Annotated in this window: 17 protein-coding genes, 1 tRNA gene and 2 pseudogenes; 12 read left to right on the top strand and 8 right to left on the bottom strand. The window is 34.6% G+C overall.

Features of this window, described 5'->3' with window-relative positions; translation table 11 throughout:
* Positions 1–42: 42 nt before the first annotated feature.
* A complete protein-coding gene (locus tag QQZ16_RS02385; protein ID WP_284561057.1) occupies positions 43–2,361 on the bottom strand; it encodes an ATP-dependent helicase in 2,319 nt (772 codons plus the stop codon).
* Positions 2,362–2,521: 160 nt separating this feature from the next.
* On the opposite strand from QQZ16_RS02385, the gene QQZ16_RS02380 reads away from it, so the two are divergent.
* Positions 2,522–2,779, top strand: a complete 258-nt coding sequence (locus QQZ16_RS02380; RefSeq protein WP_284561056.1) for a hypothetical protein — start codon at positions 2,522–2,524, stop codon at positions 2,777–2,779.
* Between the two features lie 6 nt (positions 2,780–2,785).
* Here the strand turns inward: QQZ16_RS02380 and QQZ16_RS02375 are convergent, their stop codons facing one another.
* The 4 genes from QQZ16_RS02375 to QQZ16_RS02360 all read right to left on the bottom strand — a co-directional run bounded on the left by QQZ16_RS02375 (position 2,786) and on the right by QQZ16_RS02360 (position 5,515).
* Positions 2,786–3,469 (bottom strand): YetF domain-containing protein, encoded by a 684-nt coding sequence (locus QQZ16_RS02375; RefSeq protein WP_284561055.1) that lies wholly within the window; start codon positions 3,467–3,469, stop codon positions 2,786–2,788.
* Positions 3,470–3,619: 150 nt separating this feature from the next.
* Positions 3,620–4,045, bottom strand: a complete 426-nt coding sequence (locus QQZ16_RS02370; RefSeq protein WP_031536802.1) for a GNAT family N-acetyltransferase — start codon at positions 4,043–4,045, stop codon at positions 3,620–3,622.
* A 4-nt stretch (positions 4,046–4,049) separates the two neighbouring features.
* Positions 4,050–4,562, bottom strand: coding sequence for a 2'-5' RNA ligase family protein (locus QQZ16_RS02365; protein ID WP_031536803.1), 513 nt, complete (start codon positions 4,560–4,562; stop codon positions 4,050–4,052).
* A 227-nt stretch (positions 4,563–4,789) separates the two neighbouring features.
* Entirely contained in the window at positions 4,790–5,515 is a 726-nt protein-coding gene (locus tag QQZ16_RS02360) for an alpha/beta hydrolase (protein WP_284561054.1), read from the bottom strand.
* A 208-nt stretch (positions 5,516–5,723) separates the two neighbouring features.
* Between QQZ16_RS02360 and nrdD (QQZ16_RS02355) the strand changes: the two are divergent.
* The 5 genes and pseudogenes from nrdD (QQZ16_RS02355) to nrdG form a co-directional block, all read left to right on the top strand.
* Positions 5,724–6,299, top strand: a pseudogene (nrdD, locus tag QQZ16_RS02355) (anaerobic ribonucleoside-triphosphate reductase); the annotation flags it as partial.
* A gap of 698 nt (positions 6,300–6,997) precedes the next feature.
* Entirely contained in the window at positions 6,998–8,851 is a 1,854-nt protein-coding gene (ltrA, locus tag QQZ16_RS02350; protein WP_251630023.1) for a group II intron reverse transcriptase/maturase, read from the top strand.
* 88 nt (positions 8,852–8,939) lie between these two features.
* Positions 8,940–10,166, top strand: a pseudogene (gene nrdD, locus QQZ16_RS02345) (anaerobic ribonucleoside-triphosphate reductase); the annotation flags it as partial.
* Positions 10,167–10,901: 735 nt separating this feature from the next.
* Positions 10,902–12,830, top strand: coding sequence for a group II intron reverse transcriptase/maturase (ltrA, locus tag QQZ16_RS02340; RefSeq protein ID WP_268817920.1), 1,929 nt, complete (start codon positions 10,902–10,904; stop codon positions 12,828–12,830).
* 278 nt (positions 12,831–13,108) lie between these two features.
* Positions 13,109–13,597, top strand: coding sequence for an anaerobic ribonucleoside-triphosphate reductase activating protein (gene nrdG / locus QQZ16_RS02335; RefSeq protein WP_235252278.1), 489 nt, complete (start codon positions 13,109–13,111; stop codon positions 13,595–13,597).
* A 47-nt stretch (positions 13,598–13,644) separates the two neighbouring features.
* On the opposite strand, the gene QQZ16_RS02330 is transcribed toward nrdG, so the two are convergent.
* Positions 13,645–14,175, bottom strand: a complete 531-nt coding sequence (locus QQZ16_RS02330; protein WP_031536810.1) for a DoxX family protein — start codon at positions 14,173–14,175, stop codon at positions 13,645–13,647.
* 272 nt (positions 14,176–14,447) lie between these two features.
* Here QQZ16_RS02330 and ssuE point away from each other — a divergent pair, with 272 nt between their 5' ends.
* Both ssuE and QQZ16_RS02320 read left to right on the top strand, forming a co-directional pair.
* Positions 14,448–14,975, top strand: coding sequence for an NADPH-dependent FMN reductase (ssuE, locus tag QQZ16_RS02325; protein ID WP_031536811.1), 528 nt, complete (start codon positions 14,448–14,450; stop codon positions 14,973–14,975).
* Between the two features lie 103 nt (positions 14,976–15,078).
* A tRNA-Val gene (locus QQZ16_RS02320) sits at positions 15,079–15,150 on the top strand.
* A 203-nt stretch (positions 15,151–15,353) separates the two neighbouring features.
* Here the strand turns inward: QQZ16_RS02320 and QQZ16_RS02315 are convergent.
* Positions 15,354–15,581: a hypothetical protein gene (locus QQZ16_RS02315; RefSeq protein WP_031536812.1), complete on the bottom strand. Its 228-nt coding sequence runs from the start codon at positions 15,579–15,581 to the stop codon at positions 15,354–15,356.
* Between the two features lie 427 nt (positions 15,582–16,008).
* Here QQZ16_RS02315 and QQZ16_RS02310 point away from each other — a divergent pair, with 427 nt between their 5' ends.
* On the top strand, positions 16,009–17,340 hold the full coding sequence (locus tag QQZ16_RS02310; protein WP_284561052.1) for a GntT/GntP/DsdX family permease: 1,332 nt from the start codon (positions 16,009–16,011) through the stop codon (positions 17,338–17,340).
* Between the two features lie 358 nt (positions 17,341–17,698).
* Positions 17,699–18,748 (top strand): C45 family autoproteolytic acyltransferase/hydolase, encoded by a 1,050-nt coding sequence (locus QQZ16_RS02305; protein WP_284561051.1) that lies wholly within the window; start codon positions 17,699–17,701, stop codon positions 18,746–18,748.
* Positions 18,749–18,847: 99 nt separating this feature from the next.
* Here QQZ16_RS02305 and QQZ16_RS02300 read toward each other — a convergent pair whose 3' ends face one another.
* A complete protein-coding gene (locus QQZ16_RS02300) occupies positions 18,848–19,693 on the bottom strand; it encodes a MurR/RpiR family transcriptional regulator (protein ID WP_284561050.1) in 846 nt (281 codons plus the stop codon).
* A gap of 180 nt (positions 19,694–19,873) precedes the next feature.
* Here QQZ16_RS02300 and gnd point away from each other — a divergent pair, with 180 nt between their 5' ends.
* Both gnd and QQZ16_RS02290 read left to right on the top strand, forming a co-directional pair.
* Positions 19,874–20,770 (top strand): phosphogluconate dehydrogenase (NAD(+)-dependent, decarboxylating), encoded by an 897-nt coding sequence (gnd, locus tag QQZ16_RS02295; RefSeq protein ID WP_284561049.1) that lies wholly within the window; start codon positions 19,874–19,876, stop codon positions 20,768–20,770.
* Between the two features lie 173 nt (positions 20,771–20,943).
* Positions 20,944–21,978: a C45 family autoproteolytic acyltransferase/hydolase gene (locus QQZ16_RS02290; protein WP_235252282.1), complete on the top strand. Its 1,035-nt coding sequence runs from the start codon at positions 20,944–20,946 to the stop codon at positions 21,976–21,978.
* The last annotated feature ends 222 nt before the right edge of the window (positions 21,979–22,200 follow it).

The following is a 22,200-nucleotide window of genomic DNA, read 5'->3' as shown; positions in this document are numbered from 1 at the left end:
GTTTGGCCAATGAACAATAGTGTTTTACGATGGCTTTTAAAATTAATCTAATTGAACAAAAGGAGACATCGACAAGGGCGATAAAAAACGTGATTCCTTAGCTTTTTTTCCTCTTAGATACATAGGAATGGACAGAAATAGTTCTTTTTGTGCCCTTGTCATCGCAACATAAAGAAGCCGACGCTCTTCTTCAAGGGGGAAAATATTATTATTTCGGAATGACTCTAATGCAAAGTCATGAGGGATAGACCCATCAACCGCACCGAGTATATATACGGTTTTATACTCTAATCCTTTTGCACGATGAATAGTACTTAAGGTAATTACGTTGGATTCATTTTTATATTGCTTGCGTAATTCTTCATTCATCGCCATCATATGATCCGTATACTGCACAAATTCTTTAATGGAATTAAATTTTCGTGCAACGACTTTTAAATCGCGAATATCGTCAGACCCTTTATCCCATTGATTCCCTTCATTTCCTCGTTTTTTAATAAATTCCTGAAAGCCTAATTCTTTTTCTATATAATAAATGGCATCAAGCGGAGAACGATTTATTAATCCCTTTAATGTATTTGGAATTTTTTTTAGCTTGCTTTCTTGAAAGGCAAACCCTGTTTTAATAAAATGGAGGCAATCTAAAAAGCTGCAATCTTCTAAAATACTCGTTGCTTTAATATCCTGCAAAACGGATTTTTTCAAAAAGAGAGTAGGCAGGATATCACCAACAGCTTGTTGGTTATCTGGATCATCAATGAGTTTTAAATAGGACAACATGCTTTTTACGATAAACCTTTGGTAGAAGGAACCAGTATCCTGTTCCAATCTAAATGGTAAACTAGAGGATGCTAATCGCTCAAACATGGCACGACTATTCGTGTTTGTACGAAAGAGAATGGCAAAATCCTTTGGTTCATAACCTAATTTTATCTTTTCCTGAATATCTGTCAAAATCATCGTCGCTTCTTCTTCTTCGTCATAAGGATAGAACCCAATTGGGGGCTTTCCTGAATATCCTGTAATCATTTTTTTAGCACGTCTCTTTGTATTTTTGCTAATGGTTGATTTTGCTGCAGACACAATTTCTTGTGAAGAGCGGTAATTATAATCGAGAATAATTGTCTGTGAATTTGGATAATCTTTTTCAAAATCTAACAGGTATTTTGGATCACTGCCTCGAAAAGAATAGATAGATTGATCATCATCACCCACTGCATAAATGGATTTAGCTGAACCTGCCATTAGCTTTATCCACTCATATTGCACTTTATTTATGTCTTGAAATTCATCTAATAAGAAATGAGTAAAGCGTTTTTGATAGGTTGCTAAAATAGCTGGGTTATCCACAAAAAAACGATAGCCGCCAAGAAGCATATCATCAAAATCATATAGATTTCGTTGTTGTTTTTTCGTCTCATAGCCGGTATATAACTGTACAACTTTTTGTTCCCAGTCATTATCAGGCTCCACATTATTGGGGGATAGCATGCTGTTTTTCCAGGCGCTTATTAATTGAAGGGCTGCATCAAATGGGAAGTCTTTCTCATCCATTTGCTCTTCCCTTGCTATTTCCTTTAATAAAAGCTCTCTTTGCCAATTACTGCTTAGTAGTTTATTACGTTGCCATTTTTCTCGTTCATGAAAAATCAATATTTGATAGAGAATACTATGGAAAGTTCCAGAAACAATCTTTTGTACTACACTTTTGTTCATCATTGGGTAGTGTAATAATCGTTCCTTCATTTCGTTTGCGGCTTTATTGGTGAAAGTAACGAGCATAATTGTCGACGGATCAACTTTTTTCTCGTGAATTAGAAAAGCGGCTCGCATTGTTAATACTCGCGTCTTACCACTTCCAGCTCCTGCTAGAATAAGAATCGGTCCCTCGTCGATTGTAACAGCTTTACTTTGGGTAGCATCAGCTGAATAACCGTTTTGGGCGAGCATATTTAAATAAGATTCCTTTGGATAAGTAACTGGTAGACTATTCGCTAATTCAGATGTGTGAATCGTTGCTTTAATAGTCATAGGCGGTTTAAAAGTTGGGCTTTCGGTAACACTTTTTAAAATACTTCTGCTCTTTGGTAATCGAAATCCATTTGTTTTTTCATCGTCTATATCAATGCTAGCAGCTTGTTCTTCCTGAACATTGGGTAAGTTTTCTGTCTCACATGGTTGTTTAGAAGAATAATGATAAAAATAGGGAGCACTCTTTATTCCTAAATAAAGCTTTACCGCCTCTCCACATACAGTGCAGGCAAGAAGCCCATTTTTGCCAGCTTCATAAATTTTCTGCAATTCTTGTCTATCGATTGTATTTAATGAAATGAATCTATCATAATTTAAAGCTGTTAACATAGGAAACCTCGAATCTATTTTTAATACATCTATCCATATCTGTTGTGAAATAATATCTATCATATCAAAAACAAAGGATTGTTTAAAGTGTAGAAAAATGGTTTAACATGTGGGAAAGAAGGGAAAAGATTCTATATATAGAAGGAAAGGACTGATTAAGATGGGATATATCTTACCAATCACTCATTTTCAAGCAGAGCAGTATGCGGTGAGAGATATTGTCAGCAAAACAAAAATCTATAAAAAAGAAGCCACATATCCTGTGGCCAAGATTGCTAATCTTCCAGCTAATCAAGAGGAGAAATCTTCTTCTAAGCCTTTTTCTCCAAAAGACAACATGCATAAATTAAAAGTAGCCAATGAGCAGCTAATTGCTCAATTAACTGGAAAGGGTACTTATTTTCATGCACAAGTATAAAGGAAATTAATTCATATCATAGCTCTGTACATATAAGGGAGAGCCTTCGCACCATTCTGCATAAAGGATATCTTTATAAGATGGGATATTTTGGTTCTTTAATTCTTGCATTAATTGGTCCTCGGACCAGCCTATTCGAGGTAAGTTTTCTCTTATGATTTCACCATCTAAAATGACACTTATCGGAAGTGAAATGGTTTCAATTGGTATTTTCATATCTTGCTTTGTCGGATTTGAATATGCAGATTTCTTTAATACACTTATGGTGCCGTCCGTTTCTAAAATAGCATAAGCACACTCGGCAATCGAAAATACATCTTTTGCACGGAGTAAATGTTGTAACTGGTTTATATCCAAATGGTTTTTCTTAAGTTCATGAAAATCAATTTTGCCTTTATTTATAACAATAGATGGCTTTCCTTCGAATAGCTGTCTAGTTTTTCGGAATTTTTGTGTAATAAATTCTGTAACATAGATTAAAGCTCCCCAAAGCAGGATAGAATAGGTAATTTCTTTAATTCCTGTTTCTGTATCATACATAGCATTCCCTACAAGCTCCCCTAGTACCAAAACAGAAACAAAGTCAAAGGTAGTAATCTGAGTGATTTGGGTTTTTCCTAATATTTTTGTTAAAAGAAGCAACAAAAAATATCCGATAATAAGTTCACTAAATATATGTTTGAATTCCATGCAACCCACCCTTTCCAACATCTATTTTAGGCAAATCCATGAAAGTTAAACCTAAAGCTTTAGGTTGTAAATAAAAAGGCTGCCCAATTATGATGCTCTAATCGATATCCTTTTAGAGGAAAGATTGCATCTTGGGACAACCAAATAACATTATAATTTTTTTATCATTGTTTTATGAGGAATACCGGCATCTAAAAATTCCTCGGAAATAACTTCATATCCTAGTTTGCTATAAAATGGAATAGCATGTGTTTGAGCATTAAGCTTTAAAGCAGGAGTACCGTTATTTAAGGCATATTCTTCTATTTTATTCATGACCGCTTTCCCAGCGCCACCTTTTCGATTGGTAGATAGGATACATATTCTTTCCACTTTTCCATACTCATCGAATGATCGATAGCGACCAGCACCTATTGGTTTTTTATTGTCATCATAAAGTACAAAATGTGTACTGTTCTGTTCGAATTCATCTATTTCTTCTTCGACTGGTACATGTTGTTCTTTTACAAATACTGTTTTACGTACAAAGTATGCATCTTCTAATTCTTTATCTGTTTTCACGACGATTACTTCCACTTTTTCACGATTCCTTTCCTAACCTAAAAGTTTCATAAACAGTCCATGATCCATTTTCCAATTCATAAAGCAAATGGAAGCGGTCTGATTTTTCCTCAAAATGAAAGTTTTGCATCCGTAAATTGCTGTATAAATCCAAATGCTCATCACTCGATAAATTTTGGCCAAGAGTAATATGTGGAACAAATGGATGCTCTGGACTAACTCCCAATGTACTAATTAGCTCTTGATGAAGGTGTTCTAAATCAGAATTTGGTTCAATCTTTAAATAGACCACATTGCTGACGGGTTTAAAAGAACTTACTTTTGATACTTTTATAGGAATAGAATGATAATGACTTGCAATCGTTGCAAGTTTCTTACTTACTTCTCCAATTTCTTCGTTTCCCGCTTCAAAATCACCAATTAATGTAATATGTGGCGGGATTAAAGCATACTTCGGATCATATCGTTTACGAAGGGAATTGGCCAAATCCTGCAAGTCTTTTCCAGGAAAAATAGCAATACCATATTTCATTTGATGGACCTCCATTTCATAATAAAAACATTATTTAAAGATATAGAAAATGGACTATCTATTATTACGATTTCAATGTTCTATATGTAAGATATTATAACAAAATTATTCTTTTAAGTTCAAAGATTTCAGAAAAAATCTAATGTTTAGCAAGCAACCCCTCATGTCTTTATACGAGGGGTGACTTTCACTATTGCTTAAAAAAGCTAAACGAAATTAGTTTCCAATTAGGAAGGAAACATTCTTATTAGCATTTTGGCTATATATGGTTGCCAATGCTTCCATGTATGATCTCCATCAAATTCTTCAAAAGTATAATCAGAGTTTGTTGATTTAAGAAGATGCGCCATTTCTCTATTTGGTGTAAGGAAATCTTCTGTTGTTTGGATTGTTGTCTTTACGACAGTTTCACCTGTACCTATAATATGATCAATTTCTAGTAAATGATAGGAATCGAACTTGCGAACGGCTTGTAATACCTTCTCATTTACTAATGGAGATTGCAGTAAGAGTTTGCCAAAGGTATGTGGATATTTTAATGCAGTCATTAAGGATACGGTAGCGCCTAATGAATCTCCAATCAGCCCACGTCCTAATCCCATATGATAAGTTGGAAACTGTTCATCTAGATAAGGAACAAGTTCATGTGCCAAGAAGCGGATATATGCTGTATTTTGAGGGCCATCTGGATGATATTTTTCCCGACGATCATGGACAGACGAATAAGGGACTCCAACAATGATAGTCTCCGCTATTTGATGATTTGCATGTAATTCATCAGCCACTCTTCCAATTCGACCGAATTGAAAATAATCTTTCCCATCCTGTGCGATTAGCAAATGGTATTTATAAAGAGGGGAGAAGGCAGGAGGAAGATTGATTAGTAATGTTATTTCTTCGCCTAATTCTTTGCTAAATAAAGTTTCCTCTTTTATTGTCCCTTTAGTCATCATTATCCTTATCCTTTCTTTGTCACTGAATTTACCAATAGTGTATCAATAATAATTCTTCATGGATAGTAGGAGGTCAGGTTCACAGAAGGGGAAACTTAAGTTAATCTATATATTGTGTATATTTTGTGAATTTAACACAATATATAGATTTATTAAAAGAAATGCCATTATAATGGGTAAAGATTCCTTTATGAATGGAGTGAGTTAGATGGGCAAGAATGTCCAATTAGTAAGTGAGTTTGATGAAATAATGAAAAACAATAATCAAGACTTTATCCAAGAAAATGCAAATATTGATGGGATGTCACCGATGAGTCATATGATGCAATTTGCTGCTACTGCTTCCAAGTATTATACAATGGAGCATTTGTTAAATAAAGAGGTGAGAGAGGCACATCAAGAAGGATATATTCATATTCATGATCTTGATTTTTTTTCTTCTGGTACGACAACTTGCTGTCAAATCCCATTAGCTAAACTCTTAAAAAATGGGTTTAATACTGGTCATGGATTTATGAGAGAGCCAAAATCTATTATGAGTGCAATGGCGCTTACATCCATCATTTTACAAGCTAACCAAAATCAGCAACACGGGGGACAATCTATCCCAATGTTAGACTATGATCTAGCACCATATGTATATAAAACATACTGCCAAAATAAGCTTCGTTTAAGTGACTTAATAGATGACAGTGAAGAGTTGGAACGTAGTGCTTGGAAATGGACAGAAAGAGAAACTTACCAAGCTTGTGAGGCATTTATACATAATTGTAACTCGATGCATGTGTGACCCGTTTACTAGTGAAAAGCTGGTACAACAATTTTTTATTGTTAGAACTGATATTCTGAGAAGTAGAATGATAGGGTAACGCCTTGAAATGCTTCCTCTGATACTCCGACGTGCCTGATAATGGGTTAACATTTGATGGTACGAAGCTCGGTGAAGTCGGCAGAGAGCAACCGAAAATCTTTTTGATTCGAAACCTATTCAGAGGTGAATAGCGTAGCCTATATGCCGGGAGTCCATAAAATACCTATGGTTAGAATGTGGTTGGCAAACCACCGACGAACCATTGACCTAAAGAGTCTATAGTGTGATATGTAGAAATGCATATGCCTACATTGTTAGGTGCTTGAGGGGTTTAGTAAAATGGTGCATTATGAAACACCCTTCATCATTAAAGGTGATGACGTTCAAGCAGGCTCATAGATGGAACCTAAGGGTATATGAAAGGATAAGAATATCGGAACGGGGAAAGCTCGGAACGCAGAGGATTAACCACCAATGAGGCGTAAATACGGTTCAAAAGCAATTTGTTATAACGTATTAAATCCGAGTGAGAGCGGAGGCACAGTACCTTTGAAGCCATGGAAACATGGTGGAGGGATAGCCTCTAGTCGAAATAGTAAAATCATGGTTCTTTTGTAATAATCATAAGGTTCGAGTATGACTAAGAGAGGTGGTAACACCGACTTATGACTATGGCTAAAAAGAAGAAAAGTCTACGGTACAATGAATATTACAATATTCAGGAAGTCTATGACCAGCTATATCTCGAATCTAATGAAGGCAATGTGTTCAAAAACCTCTATGAAATTATTATTAGCGAGGAAAATATCAAACTAGCATACAGAAACATTAAGAAAAATAGAGGGAGTAAAACTAGTGGTACGAACAGACGAACTATCTTAGATATTGGTGTGGAAAATGTTAACGACGTCATCTCTTACGTTAGAAGAAGGCTTAACAACTATCAACCACAAACAGTAAAAAGGAAATTGATTCCTAAACCAAATGGGGATTTACGTCCTTTAGGAATTCCGACAATTGAAGACAGGCTTATCCAACAATGTATAAAACAAGTCTTGGAACCTATCTGTGAAGCTAAATTCTTTAATGAAAGCTATGGTTTCAGACCAAATAGGAGTACTCAACACGCAATTGCAAAATTTTACAGCTATGTTCACTCCTCCAAATGTTTATACTCTGTAGATGTCGATATTAAAGGATTTTTCGATAATGTTAATCACGGAAAACTTCTAAAACAAATTTGGAGCTTAGGCATTCAAGACAAAAAGTTAATCTCAATAATTAGTAAAATGTTAAAAGCAGAAATGAAAAATGAGGGAAAATCATCAAAAGGTGTACCTCAGGGAGGAATCCTCTCCCCACTTCTGTCAAACATTGTACTAAATGAGCTTGACTGGTGGATTGCTTCACAATGGATTGAATTTCCTGCAAAACAGCGCTGTGGAGGAAATGGTAAGGGGAACTTTAAAAATTTACCTTACAAAAATAATTCAAATAAATTGAATGCACTTAGAAACGGAACCAAATTAAAACAGTGCTTTTTCGTCCGATATGCAGATGACTTCCGAATCCTAACTAATAGCTATGAAAATGCCAAAAAGCTTTATATTGCAACTATCAACTGGCTTAAGGAAAGGTTAAACTTAGAAGTTAACGAAAGGAAATCAAGTATTGTAAATCTTAAGAAAAACTATACAGAGTTCCTTGGCATTAAGATTAAAGTACAAAGGAAGAAAAAACGCTACGTTATCAAATCACATATGGTTGACGAAGAGAAAATTCGAATTAAATCAGAGATACGTAAGAAAATAGACGAAATAGAAAATAGCAACACTCCAAAAGAAGTGTATAAGCTAAACTCACTTATTATTGGGGTGCACAACTACTACAGTATTGCAACCAACGTTAACAGGGACTTCAGTGACATTGAGAACGATACGTTATACAGATTAAAACAGAGATGGAAAAAATGTGTTTCACATCGAGGGCATTTTTCTGAAACATACAAAAAGCACTATGGTCAATATGCTCATCGAAAACAATACTTTATGCATAAAATTGCATTATATCCAATCTCAGGTATCAAGTTCAGGCGACCAACCTTATTTAATAGAAGAATATCCAATTATACAGATGAAGGTAGAAAGCTTGTTCATGATAAATTAATCAATATTAACCAATTCGTCCTTAAACATATTATGGAAAATCCTATAGTCTATCGAAGTATTGAATATAATGATAACCGAATTTCGCTATATTCTGCTCAACACGGTAGATGTTTTGTTACAGGATTAGAACTAACAATCAATGATATGGAATGTCATCATAAAATACCAAGACAAAAAGGTGGAACGGATGAATACAGTAACCTAGTATATCTCCTTACCAATATTCACTTGCTAGTACACACTAATAATGACAGGACACAGAAGCGTCTCATTAAGAGATATAGCCTTCAGGAGGAGGAAATGAAAAAGATTAACGAACTCCGAAAGCTAGTGGGAAATTACAACATTACCTTTTAGTAAATTTTTGATTTTACTATTTCGATGGCACGCCGTATGAGCTGAAAGGTTCACGTACGGTGTAGAGTGGGGGAAAACATGGTGATAACTTCAAAATGTTACCTATCACTATTCAAGAGGTGGGGGGCAGACTCCATTTGTTTCAGTAAATTTAGGGACAGATCTATCGAGGGAAGGAAGAATGTTAACAAAGAACTTGCTACTCGCAACACAAGCAGGTCTTGGTGCTGGCGAAACGGCAATTTTTCCTATCATCGTATTTAAAGTGAAGGATGGAATAAATTATCAAAAAGAAGATCCAAACTATGATTTATTTCGTTTAGCAATTGAGACAACAAGTAAAAGATTATTTCCTAACTTTGTTTTTATCGATGCGCCATTTAATTTAGCGTATTATGACGGTACTCCTCATTCAGAAGTTGCAACAATGGGATGCCGAACAAGAGTAATGGGAAATATCCATGGAAGGGAACAAACAATTGGAAGAGGGAATTTATCTTTCACAAGTATTAATCTCCCTTTGCTTGGCTTAGAGTCCAATACAATAGAATCGTTTTTTTATAAATTGAATGAAACGATAGACTTGGTTATTGAACAACTGCTAGAAAGATATCATTACCAAGGAAAGAAAAAAGTAGCAAATTTTAAATTTTTATATGGACAAGGAGTTTGGCAAGGTGGAGAAGAGCTACAGATGGATGCTCAACTAGATGAACTTTTAAAGCAAGGAACATTATCGATTGGGTTTGTTGGTTTAGCAGAGTGTTTAGTTTCTTTGCTTGGTTTTCACCATGGAGAAAGCGAAAAGGCGTATGAGCTTGGTTTGCGCATTGTTCAGTTTATGCGCCAAAAAGCGGATCAAGCAATGGAAAAATATCAGCTGAACTATTCACTGCTTGCAACACCTGCGGAATCCTTTGCGGGAAAAGCATTACGGGCAACTAGAAAGAAGTTTGGAATTATTAGAGGAGTGACGGATAGAGATTATTTTACTAATAGTTTTCATATCCCCGTCTACTATCCAATATCTATTTATGAAAAAATTAAACGGGAAGCACCATTTCATTCTTTAACGAATGCGGGTCATATAACATATGTCGAACTAGATGGTGATGCTAGTAAAAATATGGAGGCGATGGAGAAAATCGTCCGGACAATGAAAGAATCAGGGATTGGCTATGGAAGTATTAATCATCCAGTGGATCGTTGCATAAGCTGTGGCTATAAAGGGATTATTGATAACGAATGTCCTAAGTGTGGAGAAAAGGAAGAGACAAAGATTGAACGGATACGAAGAATTACTGGATATCGTGTGACACGTTCTTAACTGAAAAGGTTAAGCACGAAGTTGAATTATTACATTAAGTAATGAGACAAACTTTGGAGAACTGACAATCTAAGGGATAGAATGATGGAGTAACGCCCTGAAATGTCCCCACTGATACTCCGACTGGCTAAGAATCGTACAACAAATGATTGGTCAGAAGCTCGGTGAAGTCGACTGAAGTTTACCCTAACATAAACAATATAAGTTTGATGAGGAAATATCTCCAGAGGTGGAGGTTGTAAATAATAGGTCGGGTGTCAAGTTCTATGGTGAGAATGTACAAGCTTCATAAGAAAGGTACTGACGAACTTCCGAATGAAAGGGTCTTAGTGATACCATACAGAAATGTATGGCTCCATGGTAATTGGAGATTGTGAGGATGAGTAGCACGGTAACCACGAAAATCCTTACATCGTTAAAGGCGATGTCAAGCAATCAGGCTCAAAGGAAGCACCTAAGGAACTTAAATGATAGGATTGTTGGAACGTGGAAAGCCAAGAACGTTGAGGCAGTTGTAGGCTAGTGAAGCGTTAGATAGGAAATTCATAAGGATATAACTATCTTTAATCTTGGTGAGAGCAGAGGCATAGTACCGTTGAAGTGGAGATAATAATCCATGGAGGGATAGCCTCAAGTCGTATTTACATTTTAAATTGAAAACATTATAAACACAGCTTCGAGTATGACAAAGAAAATCCATCCAATAAAGGAGGGATGCCTGTGTTGACTTCGAAGCAGAATAAAACACTGAAAAAGAAGTTACCGAAGATAAGTCAAATACGTCACTCGGAATATTACGATATGCAAACAACATTTGATAGATTATATGAAGATAGCACAAAAGGAAAAAATTTCAACAGTTTAATTGAGTTGATAACAACACCTGAGAACATAATGTTGGCATATAGAAATATAAAGAAGAATGACGGAAGCAATACTCCAGGAATAGATGGGAGAACAATTGATGACTTATCAAAGCTAAATGAAGAAGACTACTTAAAATTAATCAATAGAAAGTTCAGTAATTACCGACCAAATACAGTAAGAAGGGTAGAAATACCAAAAAGGGATGGTAAGAAAAGACCTTTAGGAATACCAACCATTATTGACCGCATTGTACAGCAATGTATAAAGCAAGTAATAGAACCAATAGTTGAAGCTAAATTTTATTATCACTCCTATGGTTTCAGACCTGACCGTTCTGCTGAAAATGCAATAGCAAGAGTTATGCAATTAATGCAAAATTCAAACATGCACTACGTGGTAGATGTGGACATCAAAGGATTCTTTGATAATGTTTGGCATAGTAAATTAATAAAACAACTTTGGACACTAGGAGTCAGAGATAAGAAGTTGTTATCAATAATTAAAGCAATGCTAAAAGCACCTGTGGTACTTGAAAACGGAAAAGTAATATATCCGACAAAAGGAACATCACAAGGTGGAATATTATCACCTTTGTTAGCAAATGTAGTATTAAATGAACTAGATAAATGGATTGAATCACAATGGGAAAGCTTTCCTATGCGTAGTCCATACAAACCTTATATAAGGAAAAATGGTTCAGTTGATAACTCAGCAAAATATTCGAAGCTTAAAAAAGACTCAAAGTTAAAACCAATATTTATAGTAAGATATGCAGATGATTTTAAAATCTTTTGCAAAAGCTATAATGAAGCAATAAGAACCTTTGAAGGAACAAAGAAATGGCTAGAAGAAAGATTGAAACTTGACATATGTAAAGAAAAATCGAAAATAGTCAATCTTCGTAAGAAATATTCAGAGTTCCTTGGTTATAAGCTAAAAGTCCACTTAAGCCCAAAAAAGAATAAATGGGTTGTTAAATCCTATATGTGCGATAAGGCAAAGGAAAGAATCATAATACAGATAAGAGAAGCAATCGAGAAAATTGAGAACACACAAGAAAAAGAAAAACAATATCAAGCAATAAGCAGATATAATGCATTAGTAATGGGTGTTCATAATTATTATCGTATAGCGACACATATATCAGTAGATTGCCGTAATATTGAATGGAGAACAGGTCATATGCTTAAGAATAGGCTAACAAGAATAGGCTTAAGCAAAGAACCAAAAGGTAATATGAAAGATAGCAGTATATACAAGTCAAGTGTTCTAAAATGGTATGGTAAATCTAGAAGATTAAGATATCTGAGAAATCACTATATTCTTCCGATAGGTTTTGTTTCAAATAAAATCCCAATGTCAAGAACTCGAAAGATTAATAGATATACAAAAGAAGGAAGAGCATTAAAACATCAAAATTTAAAGTTTGATACGGGCGTACTAAGATGGTTAATGCGAAATCCAGTAAAGGGTCAGTCTATAGAATACGCAGATAATAGAATATCATTGTATGCTGCACAATATGGAAAATGTGCAGTGACAAATGAATTGTTAGAAGCGCATGATATACATTGTCATCATAAGGTTCCGAAACAATATGGAGGCAGTGACAACTACTCGAATTTATTAATTGTCTCAGAAACAGTGCATAAACTAATTCACGCAACAAAAAAAGAGACACTTAATAAATATCTAAAGATATTGGGATTAAATGAGAAACAGCTAAGAAAACTGAACAAATTAAGATTAATAGCCAAAGTAGAAAGTATTGTAGAAGAAATTTAGCGTTGGGTAAAGAAACGAATATACAGTGAAATATATCTTCTTCGAAGTGTGTAAGTAATGTTTAAAACAAATAGAATGTGAAAACGATGGAACGCCGTATGAGCTGAAAGGTTCACGTACGGTGTGGAGCGGGGGAAAAGTTCAATCTGAAATGATTGTTTACGGAGGAAAACCTGACAACAGGAGGAACCAAAGACTTACCTATCGCTATTTGTTGGATCACTTGATCGTTGGAATACAGCTAAGCGTGCAGAAGAGCGGGAAAGGGTTAAACATCGTTGAGAGTATTATCAATAGTTGAAGATAGTATTGTCGATGGTCCAGGATTAAGAACTACTATTTTTTTTGCTGGGTGTACTCATTATTGTAGAGGGTGTCATAATCCAGAGAGCTGGCGAATAGATGGAGGAATCGAGATGTCAATTGACGAAATGATGAGTCAATTGAATCGAAATCCATTAAATGATATTACATTTAGTGGTGGAGAGCCAATGCTACAAATAAGAGAACTTATACGATTAGCTAAAAAATGCAAAGAAAATAATAAAAATATTTGGTGCTATACAGGATTTCTCTGGGAAGAGCTAGTGACAGAATTTAAGGAAGAGTTTGCGGAATTAAGTATATATTTAGATGTTTTAGTTGATGGCCGGTTTCTAATCGAACAAAGAGATTTAAGTCTCCTTTATAAAGGAAGTAAAAACCAACGAGTGATAGATTGTCAAAGAAGTCTAAAGCAGCATAAACTGGTTTTATATGGCGAATAGAACAGAAAAGAAAGGCACTTACTATTTTAGTAAGTGCACTTTCATCATTATGTCAAACGAGGTTTTTTATTCAATTCTTTGTTATCATCTTCATTTTTAAAGATTGCTTTTCTAACATAAGGCAGTACCCAGCGATCAAGACCGTAATATCCTGCATTTGCTCCAGCAATCATGATGATCATGCCCAATAAGATATCTGTTGGGTTATGAGAAATGGTGCCAGCAAGCAAGAAACAGAAATTCATTAATACTCCAAAGAATGCTGCAGCAGTAGTAAAACAACCTAAAATTAACCCAAGACCGACTAATGTTTCTCCAATAGGAACGAGAACATTAAATAAACCTACATTCGGTAATGCAAATCCTTCTACAAAACTAGTGTACCAGCCATAGACTGCTCCGCCATCTGGACCCATGACTGGGTTAGTAACTGCATTTGTTAAAAATCCAGAAGCATCAAAACCCCCACCAGTAAGTTTACCAAATCCAGAAGTAAACCAAGAATAGCCAAGGAATAAACGAATGATGGTTAAAATGCCAGCTGCAATTTTATTTTCTCTTAAAAATCCGATAAACATAAGAATCATCCTTTTCTTATTTTTCGTTTTTATTATTTACAAGTTAAATATATCAAATACTTATTAAAATAAAATAATAATGTGAATCAATTCACAAATCGTTCAAAAGAATATGTCTTAAATGTGAACTTTCTTGATAAGAAAAGTGATTTATGTAACATAATTGTTTAGAAACAGGGTTTAAGCGCATAAACTGTTATTCATGATAAAATAATTGCACAAGGAAAAAAACTATTATTCACATAGAAGATTTTTATAAAGGGGAGACATCAATGACGAAAGTAACCATCATAGCTGGTGGACACAAAATAGACTCAAGATTAACAGGTATCTTACAATATACTGCTGACTTTTTAGAAAAAGAGAAGGTTGAAGTCCACGTCATACAAGTACATGAATTGCCAAGCGCTGCCTTAATTACCGCTGATTTTATGAATAAAGAAATTAAGGAAGCAAGACAAAACGTAGAACAAAGTGATGGAGTGATTGTCCTATCACCTGTATTTCAGGCTTCTTATTCAGGCATCATTAAGACATTTCTAGATCTATTGCCACAAAAGAGTCTTCGAAATAAAACGATACTTCCTTTAATGCTTGGAGGAAGCTATGCTCATTTATTAGTAATAGATTACGCATTGAAACCTGTGTTAGCAAATTTAGGTGCAACCAATATCTTAACAGGAGCCTATGTTACCGATAATCAAATTACAAAGCAAGTCAATCAAACCTATTTATTAGATGAAGATTCAGGAAACAGGATTACCAATCAATTAGAACAGCTGCTTGGAGAAATGCAATAAGGGTTAAAAAAGTGATGGAGATGCCGTCACTTTTTTATTTTTTATAGAAAATGGAGAGAGGACATGATATGATAGGCTTAAGATGAAAAATACTAATTAACATGACTTGTTAGCTCAGTGGGAGAGCACTTGCTTGACAGGCAAGGGGTCACTGGTTCGAACCCAGTACAGGTCATACATTTCAGGAAAGCTCAAATCTCTTTTTACTAAGTGGTTTGAGCTTTTTGTATGTTTACAGACGGAATAAGTTCTTTTATTCCACTCATACTCTTAAGTAATTCTATGTCAATTTAAACGAAAGTGACTACCTAATATTTTTTATTAAGTAATGTAGAAAACAGAAATAATTACATATCTTTTGGTAAAAGGAATTTAAAATTAATACCACTGTCTTTTGCTTCTATTCAAAGGAACATTGGGACCTAAATATGGATAATATGCTTGTGTCCCTTGTGGTCTTGGAGCAATCTTATAAAGTTGACCTCCAATCATGTAGTAATAATTATCTTTATTTCCTAACAGCTGTTGATTCCAAGCTCCATATGCTGGCTGAGGAAAGTTTTGATAAATCACGCCGTTAAGTCCTGTAATGACCGTTGGCTGCATAAGTGAACCTCCTTCATTTTTCCTTTATAATATGTAAAATCCTTTCATTAGTTGGTTGTCCAATATGAAATAGGTAATTGTTGTAATTAAAAAGCATCAAAAAAATTTTGGTGCACTCGAAGATTCTTCACCCGTTTATATAGTCTTAACTAGTGCCATCAATTAGCTTAGCAGCTAGTAGTATATAAGTTGATTCTCCATTATATATGGCGAAATAGGCGGTGGTATTCTTTAGTCTTTAATGAAATTTTTTTAAAGTTCCCCCACTTGAAAGGTGAAAAGAATGAAAAGTAGAAAACTCAATTTTTCAGAAATATTAAGAATAAAAAATTTTCTTTAATAATGGGTTGATAAAAGAAAAAATTTTTCGTATAATAAAAACATCAAATGAAAACACTTTCAAACGTAAGGGAAAAGGGGTACAAAGATGGATGCCTATTTATTAATTATTGCATTACTTTCCATAGTTATTGTTATTTTAGGAGTTTCACTATTAAAGTGGCATGCTTTTATCAGTTTAACAGTAGCAAGTTTATTTCTAGCCATTTTTTCAGGATTATCTTTTGATAAGATTGTAAGCGCTTATGAAACTGGTGTAGGCGGTGTTTTAGGTCACTTAGTAGGAATATTAGCATTAGGGACTATTTTGGGGAAAATGCTTTCAGAATCTGGAGCAGGATTAAAAATTGCTAACTTTTTTGTAAACGTTTTTGGGGAAAAGAAATTACCATGGGCAATGTTTTTCTCTGGCTTTATTATCGGAATTCCCGTATTTTTTGAGGTTGGTATTTTAATATTATTGCCATTAGTTATATCTATTCAAAAAGCAACAAAGAAGAATATTCTATTGATAGCATTGCCTGGTATTGCTGGATTGTCAATCGTCCATGGCCTTGTTCCGCCACACCCTGGTGCGATTGCGGCAATCGGAATTTTTGATGCTAATTTAGGAACTGTATTATTATATTCACTGATTATTGCGTTACCTGCTGGAATCATTGGTGGACCATTATTTGCGAAGTGGATTAATAAGCATGTTTTTCCAAAGGGAGAATCTTCTCTTATCACTGCAGAACCAATAGCAGAAGATAAATTGCCAAGTACTGGCGTATCATTTTTATCTATTTTATTACCTGTTATTTTAATGATAATTGGAACAGCTGCACCTTATTTGACGATCTTTTCAGAAGGGGTAAGAAATGTACTTGCCTTTCTAGGTAGTCCATTATTAGCACTATTAATTGCTGTATTCTTTGCCTTCTATTTCCTTGGTATACGTCAAGGAATGAATAAAGATAGTATTAAAAAATTTACAGAGGACTGTTTTTTACCAGTTGGTTCCATTTTATTAATCATTGGAGCAGGTGGAGCGTTCAAACAGGTGTTGATTGATAGTGGAGTAGGGAGTACGATTGGAACAATGTCGGAAAGCTTATCTTTATCACCACTAGTATTAGCTTTCATAATTGCTGGATTAATTCGAATAGCTACAGGTTCAGCAACAGTTGCTTTAACGACAGCTGCAGGAATTGTTTCCCCAATTATTGCTGGAATGTCAGGAGTAAATGTGGAGCTGTTAGTTATCGCAACAGGTGCAGGTTCTCTAATGTTCTCTCATGTAAATGACGCTGGATTCTGGATGGTAAAAGAATACCTTGGGTTAACAGTAGAAGAAACATTTAAAACTTGGACAGTTCTAGAAACGGTATTATCATTCGTCGCATTTGCAGGAGTGTTAATATTAGATTTAATTGTTTAATAGAATCCCTATAGTGGAAGAAGCTGGGATATAAGTATTCCCGCTAGTGATAAACACGAACAGTTATACAAAACATGTATAATTGTTCGTGTTTTTGTTTTAAAGAAGGTTTCAATAAAAGTCTGTGTTAATCCGCAACATGAAAACACTATGCTTTCTATTGGGCGAGCGATGAGTACCCTCTTTATGTTAATTAACAGGAAATGTTTTTAGTTTAAATTTAGAATATTCTTTTATTTTAAGCAAACAGATATCTCAATTTCGAAAAAACATTTACCAAAAGCAATTTACTTGTTATTCTCTAAAAATATAGTATAGTTATATTCTCCATATGGAAGCAATTAAAGGGGAAATGTTGATGAAACAAGTATATAGTGATTTCATTCAATTTCGTGGAAATCATTATGATTTTGGATATATGCAAGGACAATTATTGAAGGAATCTCCTATTTTGCCTAATCGAATAAAGCATTGGACATCAAAGCGGAAACGTTATTTTACCATAAATGAAAAAGAATCCATCCAGCTTCTTAATAAGTTTATTCCGGGAATGCTAGCAGAAATCAATGGCCTAGCAGACGCTCTCCACTGGAAACTCGAAGATGCATTAAGGGAATTTGGTGGCCATTACGTCGAATATGCAAGAAGTGGCTGTTCGATCTTAGCAGGATCGAATTACTTAATTAGAAACTATGATAGTCATCCTGGTTCATACGAAGGGCGTTACATGATATATCAGCCAACTGATACGGGTTATGCTGTTATTGGTCCATCTATGCAAATAACTGGAAGAATCGATGGCATGAATGAAAAAGGTCTAGTGATGGGCTATAATTTTATTAATCGAGTTGGTTCTGGGGATGGTTTTATATGTAATATGATTGGTCGAATAATCTTAGAAACATGTGCAAATGTGGAAGAAGCAATTGCTTTATTAAAGGAAATTCCTCATCGAACTTCTTTTAGCTATGTATTATTAGACAATTGTGGAGAAGCATACGTGGTAGAAGCAACTCCAAGGTCAGTTATTGCAAGAAAATCAAATATAAGTACCAATCATTTCGAAATCTTAAAGGAAGAAAACCAATATCAAATGGATGACTCCATAAGAAGAAAGCAGATAATAGAAGGACAACAAGGCAGTTATTCCAATGTATATGAAGCTTTTCGCATATTGAATGATAAGGATAAGGAAGTGTTTTCAAATAAGTATAATGCTTGGTCTGGAACACTTCACACCGCAGCATATCTCCCTCATGAAAAAAAAGCATGGTTTGCGATTGGTAGTGATCGAATGCCTTTAATCATTGATTTGGATTCCTTTTTGAAGGGAGAAAAACTGAATTTAAAAAGAATTAAAGGACAGCTTGAATTTGATACTCCTTTTATTAATATGGAGATATTATAATAGTTTGAATAGATGAAGGGAGCTAATTATGGATTAACCATAACTAACTCCCTTTTTGGCTTTGTTAAAACATGGAAGTAGTAAGAATCGTTCGTTCCCTTATATTCTTGTATCAGATATAGCATTTCTGATTCTTTCTAATGATTGATTTGCAATATTTTTATTTAAAATCATCACATTTACATATAATGCATCAATTAAACTAAGCTGACCAATTCTTGAAGATAAAGCTTCCGAACGGTATTCCGTTTCCTCAGAGCTTGTGAATAGAGCTACATCTGAATTCTGACCGATTGGTGATTTGGGATACCCAGTAATTCCAATGGTTTTAGCACCATTACTTTTAGCTGTTTTCATTATGCTAATAGTATCTTTGTTAGTACCAGAGTGTGAAATAATGACAGCGACGTCCTGTTCTGATAGTTGAGAAGAAGACATTAGCTGAAAATGAGAGTCTACGAATGAAAACGCTTTAATTCCAGTTCGTACAAATTTATGGAAAGCATCCATTGCAATAACAGCTGAACCACCTGTACCATAAAACTCTACTCGTTTTGCATGTAATAATAATTCAACTGCTTTTTGAATAGAATGGCCGTTTAGTATTTCCAATGTATTTTCAAGTGTTCGTACATTGGATTTAAATACTTTTTCAGTAACGGTTTTGACACTATCATTTTCGCTAATTTCCTCATGAATTTGCTGAATTGGTTCAATTACTTCAGAAGCTAAAGCTATTTTCATTGCTTGATAGCCTTTAAAACCAATCCGCTTACAGAACCGAAAAACCGTTGCGTCCGCAACGCCTAAATCTTCTGCTAATTCATTGATGGTGGAATGAATGATTTTTTCAGGATTCTCAAGAATGTAATCAGCGATTTTTTTTTCTTTTTCACTTAGTCTAGCGTAATAGGAACGAATTTTCCCAAGACAATTTTGCGCCATAGACTTCTATCCTTTCCAAATTAATATAGTTGTAGTATAACACAATTAGTCTCTTGAAAAAATTTTTCTTATTATAACTTTTTTTTTCAAAAAATATTCGTAAAGGGGTATTATTTTCGAAAAAAATTTCGTATAATAATTTATATAGAGAAATATTTTTTCAAAAGGAGAGAATAACGAATGAACATCGGTCTTATTGGTTTAGGAAAAATGGGATATAACTTAGCTTTAAATATGGTGGATCATAAGTATAGTGTAACAGCTTTTGATATAAATGAAAGCGCTGTAAAAGAAATTTCTCATAAAAATGTAACAGGAGTAAATACAATTGAGGATTTAGTGAAAAATCTGCCTACACCAAGAGTAATTTGGCTAATGGTTCCTGCCGGAGAAGTGACAGAAAATGTGTTGCGCGAAGTAAAGAAGTATGTGGAAACAGGGGATATTATTATTGATGGTGGTAATTCTCATTATAAAGACTCGAAAAGAAGAGGGCTTGATTTAGAAGAACTTGGCGTTTTCTATTTAGATGTTGGTACAAGTGGCGGTGTAGACGGGGCTCGAAATGGCGCTTGTATGATGATTGGTGGCAATAAAGAAATATTTGATAAGGTAGAAGAATTGTTTAAGGATTTATGTGTGGAAAATGGCTATACGTATGCTGGTGTATCTGGAAGCGGCCATTTTCTGAAAATGGTTCATAATGGAATTGAGTATGGCATGATGCAATCCATTGCAGAAGGTTTTGAGCTACTGGAAAAAAGTGAGTATGATTTTGATAACGAAGGTGTGGCAAAGGTTTGGAATAACGGTTCTGTCATTCGTTCTTGGTTAATGGAATTAACGCAAAATGCTTTTTCTAAAAATCCAAAGCTTGAAGGTATTAAAGGTGTAATGCATTCTTCTGGTGAAGGAAAATGGACACTGGAAACAGCATTAGATTTACAAACGGCTATGCCAGTTACAGCATTATCTTTAATGATGCGCTATCGTTCATTAGATGAAGATACATTTTCAGGTAAAGTTGTTGCGTCTTTACGAAATGAATTTGGCGGACATAGTGTGGAATCAAAATAAAACCAAAAGTCCTTTAGCAAGTATGTTTTGCTGAAGGACTTTTTTGAAAAAATGGACAACTAGAACAGACTAAAAAGAGCAGCCATTGACAGGAAATTATCTTTAATTGCAAGTATCATGGAGGTGAGATTCATATGAAAATAAACCAGAACTAAAAGTTGGAGGTACTAGTTATGAAGAAATTTGAGGTGAAGATAGTTCAAATTAGAGAAGATAGTTCTTTTAATATTGGGATGAAAACAGGACAGCACATACTGGATAGTTCTCTTGTTCCGATGTGGAATAAGATTTTCGAGCATGACATTGACTATAAAAATATGCGCTCCATATTTTCATCCTATACTCCCCATCTACTAGAAGAGTTGGAAGGACTAGCACAAGGATTGGGAATTTCATCTATTAGAGCTGCATCCATGTTTAGTGGTTATGATGTTCCAAAGATAGATGCGATGGGGTGCACGGCTATACTTACAGATCAATATTATGTTAGGAACTATGATTTTTCCCCCGATTTTTATGATGGTATTTTTAGTTTAGTCCAATCAAAGACAGCACTTGCCACAGCAGGATATAATCTCCAAATTTTAGGGAGACACGATGGAGCTAATCAGGAAGGATTAGTAATGGGACTACACTTTGTAAGTTATAATGGATATACAAAAGGTATTTCACCTTGGACATCAATCAGGATGGCATTGGATACTTGCTCCACAGTCGATGATGCATTTGCTCTGCTAAAAGAATTACCGCATTCAGCGTGTTATAATTTTTCCTTGGGTGATAAAAAAGGCAACATTGCGGTTATTGAAGCAACCCCGGAAAAAATTTGTATCAGAAATGATGATTCCCTTTTATCATGTGTTAATCATTTTCAAACGCAGGAACTCCAAGAAAAAAATAGATTATCTATTGATGGTTCGATCAAAAGAAATAATTATTTACAATCATTTTATGGAGATAAACTAACACAAGACGAGATGTTTAAAATTTTCGCAAATAAACGCTCCCCTGTATTTTTTACAGATTATGAAAACCTATTTGGAACACTTCATACCTTTTCCTATTCCTTTAATAAATCGAGAATTATTACTTCTATAGCTCAAGGGAAGGAAGCTTTGGATTTTAATTTTAATAATTGGGTGAATGGGAAAGATATTGCCAGCAATAAAATGACTGGTTTAATCGAGAAAAGTAATTCGTTTAAATGATGTATGCTAGTTAATGTCTAAAACCTTGATATATAAGGGATAAGGCTTTTTTATTTATATCGTAATTCACTAGTGTTGCGTAAATAGTGTCATAATTTTCAGTTTAATTGTTTACTCTACTTAGAGCCAAAAAAGTAATTACCTTTCTAAAGGCGGCTCCTGTCCATTTGGAAATTTATTTACAATTAGACCTGTGCAACGACAACAATTTGTTGATTAAGG

The organism is Bacillus sp. T2.9-1, assembly GCF_950097965.1.
GTDB lineage: Bacteria > Bacillota > Bacilli > Bacillales > Cytobacillaceae > Niallia > Niallia hominis.
Note: the sequence above shows the minus strand (reverse complement) of the source record. Positions and strands in the feature narration are given on the sequence as shown.